General features: G+C 71.4%; 5 protein-coding genes and 1 pseudogene. All 6 read right to left on the bottom strand.

Annotated features, from left to right (window positions below; all coding sequences use genetic code 11):
* Positions 1-221: NAD(P)-binding domain-containing protein (locus OOT08_RS05935; protein WP_325091665.1), on the bottom strand; the 221-nt coding region annotated here is incomplete at its 3' end.
* Positions 218-1,233, bottom strand: a pseudogene (locus tag OOT08_RS05940) (TIGR03842 family LLM class F420-dependent oxidoreductase). The pseudogene OOT08_RS05940 and the gene OOT08_RS05935, both read right to left, overlap by 4 nt.
* A 203-nt stretch (positions 1,234-1,436) precedes the next feature.
* The gene (gene hydA, locus OOT08_RS05945) at positions 1,437-2,855 is read right to left on the bottom strand and encodes a dihydropyrimidinase (protein WP_325091668.1); all 1,419 of its coding nucleotides are present in this window, start codon (positions 2,853-2,855) and stop codon (positions 1,437-1,439) included.
* A gap of 11 nt (positions 2,856-2,866) precedes the next feature.
* Positions 2,867-3,715 carry a nitrilase-related carbon-nitrogen hydrolase gene (locus tag OOT08_RS05950; protein WP_325091669.1) on the bottom strand — a complete coding sequence of 283 codons (849 nt, stop codon included), beginning with the start codon at positions 3,713-3,715 and terminating at the stop codon, positions 2,867-2,869.
* A 218-nt stretch (positions 3,716-3,933) separates the two neighbouring features.
* A complete protein-coding gene (cofD, locus tag OOT08_RS05955) occupies positions 3,934-4,956 on the bottom strand; it encodes a 2-phospho-L-lactate transferase (protein ID WP_325091670.1) in 1,023 nt (340 codons plus the stop codon).
* Positions 4,953-6,346 (bottom strand): flavin-containing monooxygenase (locus OOT08_RS05960; RefSeq protein WP_325091671.1); only part of this gene is annotated, 1,394 nt, incomplete at its 5' end. The genes cofD and OOT08_RS05960, both read right to left, overlap by 4 nt.

Raw genomic sequence — 6,346 nt, forward strand, 5'->3', positions numbered from 1 at the left:
TTTTCCCCGCCCAGCACGCTCGCGGAGGACGCCGGCTCGGCCCGGCGCAGCAGTTCGGTGAGCTCCGCCGCGCTCGCCCGCGCCCGCGCGGGGTCTCGGGACCCCACCCGCACCGTGATGCCCGCGCGGGCGAAGCGGAACGCGAGCCCCCGCCCCTGGGCCCCGGTGCCGCCGAGCAGGGCGACCGTCGGCAGCGTCGGCGCCGCGCCGCCCGCGGTCATGACGTCGCCGTGATCTCGTCGCGCATGCCCGGGATGACGGTCTCCCCGTACACGCGAAGCGTCTCCTCCTTGTTGTCGTGCTGGAGGTACCCGGCGAACTGTGTCACGCCGAGCTCGCGCAACTGGCCGAGCTTCGCCCGGTGCTCCGCCGCGGTGCCGAGCACGCAGAAGCGCTCCACGATCTCGTCGGGGACGAAATCGGTGTGCGTGTTCTCGGCCCGACCGTGCTCGTTGTAGTCGTAGCCCTCGCGGGCCCGAATGTAGTCGGTCAGGGCGGTCGGCACCGCGCTGCCCTCCCCGTACTTCGCGACGATGTCGGCCACGTGGTTGCCGACCATGCCCCCGAACCACCGGCTCTGCTGGAGCATGTGCTCCCGGTCGTCCCCGATATACATCGGGGCCGCCACGCAGAACTTGATGGCCTCGGGATCGCGCCCGGCTTTCCGGGCGGCGGTGCGAACCGTTTCGATCATCCACTCGGCGATGTCCACGTCCGCGAGCTGCAGGATGAAGCCGTCGCCGACCTCGCCGGTCAGGGCGAGCGCCTGCGGCCCGTAGGCCCCGACCCACACCTCGAGCTCGGAGCCCGTGCTCCACGGGAAGCGCAGGGTGGCCCCGTTGTGCTCCACCGAGCGGGAGTTCGCCAGCTCCCGGATCACGTGGATGGCCTCCCGGAGGGTCGCCAGGGTGCTGGGCTTGGCCTTGAGGACCCGGAGCGAGGAGTCTCCCCGGCCGATGCCGCACACGGTCCGGTTTCCGTACATCTCGTTGAGGGTCGCGTAGGTCGAGGCGGTGACGGTCCAGTCCCGGGTGACCGGGTTCGTGACCATCGGCCCCACCTTGATCCGATGCGTTTCCGCGAGGATGCGGCTGTAGAGCACATAGGGCTCCTGCCAGAGGGTGTGCGAGTCGAAGGTCCACAGATAATCGAATCCGTGCTCCTCGGCCAGCTTTGCCAGGGCGATCGTTCGCGAGCCCGGGGGTCGGGTTGCAGAACCACTCCGAATTCCATGATGTCTCCTTCGTTCGTACTGCGTCGGTTGACCTGCGTTGGGTGACCCGCGTTGGGTGAACCACAGGGTCGGATGAACAGGGCGGTGAGTCGAGTCGGGGGGTGTCGGGGGGGGTGCGTGGGTGGGGGGGTGCGTTGGCGCTGCGTGTGCGCTCTCGCGGGGACGGTCGCCGGGCCGCTCGGCCCGCGGACCGGGCTGCGCCTCAGAAGCGGTCGAGGGAAAGCTCGCGGCGCAGGTAGCGGCCGTGCCCGGGCGCGCCCAGGTAGGCGTCGTCGTGCACGATCATCCGCCCGCGGGAGAACACGGTGTCCACGTGCCCCGAGACCTCGAATCCCTCCCACGCCGAGTAGTCCATGTTCATGTGGTGCGTGTCGTTCACGCCGATCCGGGTGCGCCCCGCGGGGTCGTAGATGACCACGTCCGCGTCCGCGCCAGCCGCGACGGCCCCCTTCCGACCGGAGAGGCCGAACTGGCGGGCGGGGGCGGCCGAGGTGAGCTCCACCCAGCGTTCAAGGGAGATCTTCCCGTCGACAACCCCCTGGAACATCAGGTCCATCCGGTGCTCGACGGAACCGATGCCGTTGGGAATCTTGGAGAAGTCCCCGATCCCGAGATCCTTCTGGCCCGCCATGCAGAAGGGGCAGTGGTCGGTGGACACCAGTTGCAGGGTGTCCGTGCGCAGGGCGTGCCAGAGCCAGTCCTGATGCCCCTCGGCCCGGGAGCGCAGCGGCGTGGAGCAGACCCACTTCGCTCCCTCGAACCCCGGCGCGCCCAGCTGTTCCTCCAGGGACAGGTAGAGGTACTGCGGGCAGGTCTCGCCGAACACGGGCTGGCCGCGGTGCCGGGCGGAGGCGATCTGCTCCGCGGCCTGTTTCGCGGAGACGTGCACGATGAAGAGCGGAGCGCCGGTCAGGTCGGCCAGCATGATCGCCCGGTGCGTCGCCTCCTCTTCGACCTGCCAGGGACGGGTCAGGCCGTGGTTGATCGGCGCGCTCCGCTGCTCCGCGAGCGCCTGCGAGACGAGCAGGTCGATGACGCTGCCGTTCTCGGCGTGCATCATGATGAGCCCGCCGTTCGAGCTGGCCCGCTGCATCGCCTGGACGATCTGCCCGTCGTCGGAGAGGAAGACGCCCTGGTAGGCCATGAAGAGCTTGAAGCTCGTGACCCCCTCCCCGATCAGCCGGTCCATCGCCGTGAGCGATTGGGGCTGCACATCGCTCAGGATCTGGTGCAGGCCGTAATCCACGGCGCAGTTCCCCTCCGCCTTCTGCCGCCAGCGCTCATGGCTGTCGAGCACGTCCTCGCCCGCGTACTGCACGGCGAAGTCGATGATGCTCGTCGTGCCGCCCCAGGCGGCCGCCCGCGTCCCCGTTTCGAAGGTGTCGCTCGCGAAGGTGCCCCCGAAGGGCATCTCCATGTGCGTGTGGGCGTCAATGCCGCCGGGGATCACGTAGCGCCCGCTGGCGTCGATCACGCGGTCGACCGCGCCGGGGAGGTCGACGCCGAGCGTCGTCGCCCCCGGGGCGAGCACCGCGACGATCGTCTCCCCGTCGATGAGTACATCGGCCGGGCGGCTCTCGCGGGCGTTGACGACCGTTCCGTTCTGGATCAGGGTTTTCATCCCGAGCCTCCCTACGGCGCCACGATCTCGGCGTAGGCATCGGGGCGGCGGTCCCGATAGAACTGCCACTCCGCGCGCACCGTCTCGATCAGGCCGAGGTCCAGGTCCCGGATGACGAGCTCGTCGGCGTCGACGGAGCCGTGCTCCCCGATCACGTTTCCCCGCGGATCGGCGAAGTAGGAGCTGCCGTAGAAGGTGACGGCATCGTCGCCGACCTCCTCGCGCTCCGTGCCCACGCGGTTGTTCGCGGCGACGAAGAACTGATTCGCCGCCGCAGCCGCTGGCTGCTCCAGCTCCCAGAGCCGGTTCGACAGCCCGGGCTTAGTCGCGGAGGGGTTGAAAACGATCTGGGCCCCGTTCAGCCCGAGCATCCGCCACCCCTCGGGAAAGTGCCGGTCGTAGCAGATCGTGATCCCCACCGGCCCGACGGCGGTCTGAAAGACCGGCCAGCCGAGGTTGCCCGGACGGAAGTAGAACTTCTCCCAGAACTGGGGCAGGTGCGGCAGGTGATGCTTGCGGTACGTGCCGAGGTACGAGCCGTCCGCGTCGATCACCGCCGCCGAGTTGTAGAGCACCCCGGGCTGTTCCTGCTCGTACATCGGCAGGATGAGCACCATGCTGTGCTCCCGGGCGAGGGCCTGAAAGCGCGCAACGGTCGGCCCCGGGATGGCCTCCGCGGACGCGTAATACTTCGCGTCCTGCACCGCGGCGATGTAGGGGGTGTTGAAGAGTTCCTGGAAACACAGGATCTGCACCCCCGCCGCGGCCGCCTCGCGGACGAACTGTTCGTGCTTCACGATCATGGACTCGGTGTCACCCGTCCAGGCAGCCTGGGAGAGGGCGGCGCGAACAATGCTCATGTGTACCTCCGGGGTCTGTGCCCCGGGCCTGCCGGGGACTCGTTCAGATGGGGCGCTTTCCCCCGGTTCTGCGTCGAACCGCCCTGGCCGTCCCGCGCGGTTCCTACCCGTTCGGACCCCCAGTATGCGCGCGCCCTCCCGCGCCGGCAAGGGCTCTGCCCGGCTTCGGGGGAAACCCTGACACTCTGACCGGAACGGCGGGGGGCACGGACGCGGTGTCACTCGTCCGCGGCGAGCGCGAGCAGCGCGCGAACGATTCGGTGGTCGCTGGGGTCCTCCGGAAACAGGATCGGGGCCGCCGCCGCGGTGATGCCGAGCGCGCGCACCTCGTCGAGCTGGGCCGCGTCCCGCTCGTCGATGAGCCAGCCGTCGAGAATGCCGGGCGGGAGCCCGGCCACGGCCGGGCGGCGGGGGCCGTAAAACCCCGCGATGCCCGCCGAGCTCGGCGGGACCCCCGCGATGCTCAGGCAGCGGTCCGCGTGCCCGCGAACCGGGCGACCCGCGAGCAGCGGCGAGAGGCCGAGCACGCGCGCCGAGCTCGCCTCGAGGACCTCCCGGATCACGGGGATGCCGAGGATCGGCCAGATCGAGACGATCGGATTCGAGGGGGCGATGAGCACCCGGTCCGCCGCGGCGAGTGCCTCCAGCACCCCGGGACCGGCGTGGGCGCGTTCCAAGCCCGCGACGCGGAAGCCGGTTGCGTCCGCGGAGGCCCGGCGTCGCACCCACCACTCCTGGAAGCCGAGGTCCTCGGGTTCGTCGCTGCCCGCCGCCGCGGGGGCGAGGCTGACACGGGTCTCGATCGGCTGCTCGGTCGCGGGGAGGATCCGAACCCCGAGCGGCCACCGCTCGGCGAGGCGTGCGGTGATCTCGGCGAGACCGAGGCCCTCCCGCAGGAGCTGCGTTCGGAAGAGGCTGAGGGCCAGGTCGCGGTCGCCGAGCGAGAACCAGGTGCCCGGGGCCTGCCACGCCCGCAGCTCATCGAGCACGGTTTCCGAGTCCGCGCGGCGTCCCCAGCCCCGCTCGGCGTCGCCCACCCCGGCCAGGGTGTAGAGCACGGAGTCGAGATCGGGGCAGATTCGCACCCCGATGTGCCAGAAGTCGTCCGCGGTGTTCACCACCGCGGTGATCTGCGCGGGCAGCGGCCTGGCGCGGTTCCATGCGGTCAGGGCCCGGAGGAACCGCGCCCCGCCGACGCCGCCGCTCAGGACCACGATCCGCTCCGGGGGGCCCGCCCTCATCGCACCCGCTCCGCCTCGGGGGTGACCCGGTGACTCATCGCGTACCCCGCGGCCCGGAAAGAGCCGAAGCGCTCCTGGAACGCCCGCGCGGTGCCGGGCCAGATCAGCGTCAGCCGCCCGCTCCTCGGGTCGAGGTACCAGCTCTGGCAGCCGCCGTTCAGCCAGACCGTGCCCGCGGCCAGCTCGTCGAGGTCCCGGACGCTGGCCCGTTCGGCCTCGGCTCTCGCCTCGAGCACGCCGGAGTCGCCGATGAGCGCGAGCGCGCCCAGGACGTAGCCGATCTGGGCCTCGATCATGTCGACCGCCGAGGAATGCCCCAGGGTCGCGTTCGGCCCGTCGAGCAGGAAGAGGTTGGGGAAGCCGGAGACCGCGACGGTGTCCAGGGCGGTCATCCCCTCGGACCAGTGCTCGGACAGCCGCAGGCCGTCCCGGCCCCGCACCCGCTCCGCGAAGGGCGGCTCGGCGGCGAGGAAGCCCGTGGCGAAGATGAGGGCGTCGAGCCCGGTCACGGCCTCCCCCGAGGCCGTGACCACGCCGTCCTCGGTGCAGCCCACTGCCGCTTCGGCCAGCAGCACCGATCCCGTGTCCAGCGCCGGATAGTACTCGTCGGAGAAGACGGCCCGCTTGCACCCGATCTCGTAGCGCGGGGTCAGGCGCTCGCGGAGCGCGGGGTCGCTGATCCCGGCGCGCAGGTGGGCGAGCGCCGTCTTCGTGAGCCGTTCGCGTTCCGGGCCGACCCCGACGCGGGCGGGGTGTCCCCGCTCCGCCCGTCGGAACAGGCGCTGTCGACGCCAGCGTCGCCCCCGCTCGCTCGCCCGGAGCGCCCGGATCATGGGCGACAGTGGCCGGTCCCCCTTCGGCAGGACCCAGGCCGGGGTGCGCTGGAACAGGACCGTCGCGTCGGCCTCGCGTGCGACCGCCGGGAGCAGCTGAATCGCCGAGGCCCCGGTGCCGACGATGCCGATGCGCTTGCCCCGCGCGGACCAGCCCTCCGGCCACTCGGAGCTGTGCATGCGTTCCCCGCGGAATCGGCCGAGCTCGGCGAGCCCGGGCGGCCGGGGCTCGGAGAGTCGTCCCGCGGCGAGCACGAGCGTCCGGCTGCGCAGCGTTCCCCGCGAGGTGCTGATCCGCCACAGCGAGCGGGCGCTGTCCCAGTCGGCGGAGCGCATCTCGGTGCCGAGCCGGATCCGCTCCCGAAGGCCGGGTTCCCCGGCGCAGGCGCTGAGGTAGGCGCGGATCTCCGCGCCGGAGGCGAAGCGGTTCCGCCACGGCCAGCGGGTGCGAAACGAGTACGAGTACAGCTCCGCGGGGATGTCACAGCCGACGCCCGGGTAGCGGTTGCTGTGCCAGGTGCCGCCGACGCCCGCGGCGCGCTCGATGAGGAGAAAAT

Origin of the sequence: Leucobacter sp. M11 (assembly GCF_035726885.1) — a bacterium.
GTDB lineage: Bacteria > Actinomycetota > Actinomycetes > Actinomycetales > Microbacteriaceae > JAPFRB01.

Bases quoted from the DNA above. Each gene is read 5' to 3' on its own strand.
- hydA (WP_325091668.1), bottom strand. From the start codon at position 2,855: ATGAAAACCCTGATCCAGAACGGAACGGTCGTCAACGCCCGCGAGAGC.
- OOT08_RS05950 (WP_325091669.1), bottom strand. From the start codon at position 3,715: ATGAGCATTGTTCGCGCCGCCCTCTCCCAGGCTGCCTGGACGGGTGAC.
- cofD (WP_325091670.1), bottom strand. From the start codon at position 4,956: ATGAGGGCGGGCCCCCCGGAGCGGATCGTGGTCCTGAGCGGCGGCGTC.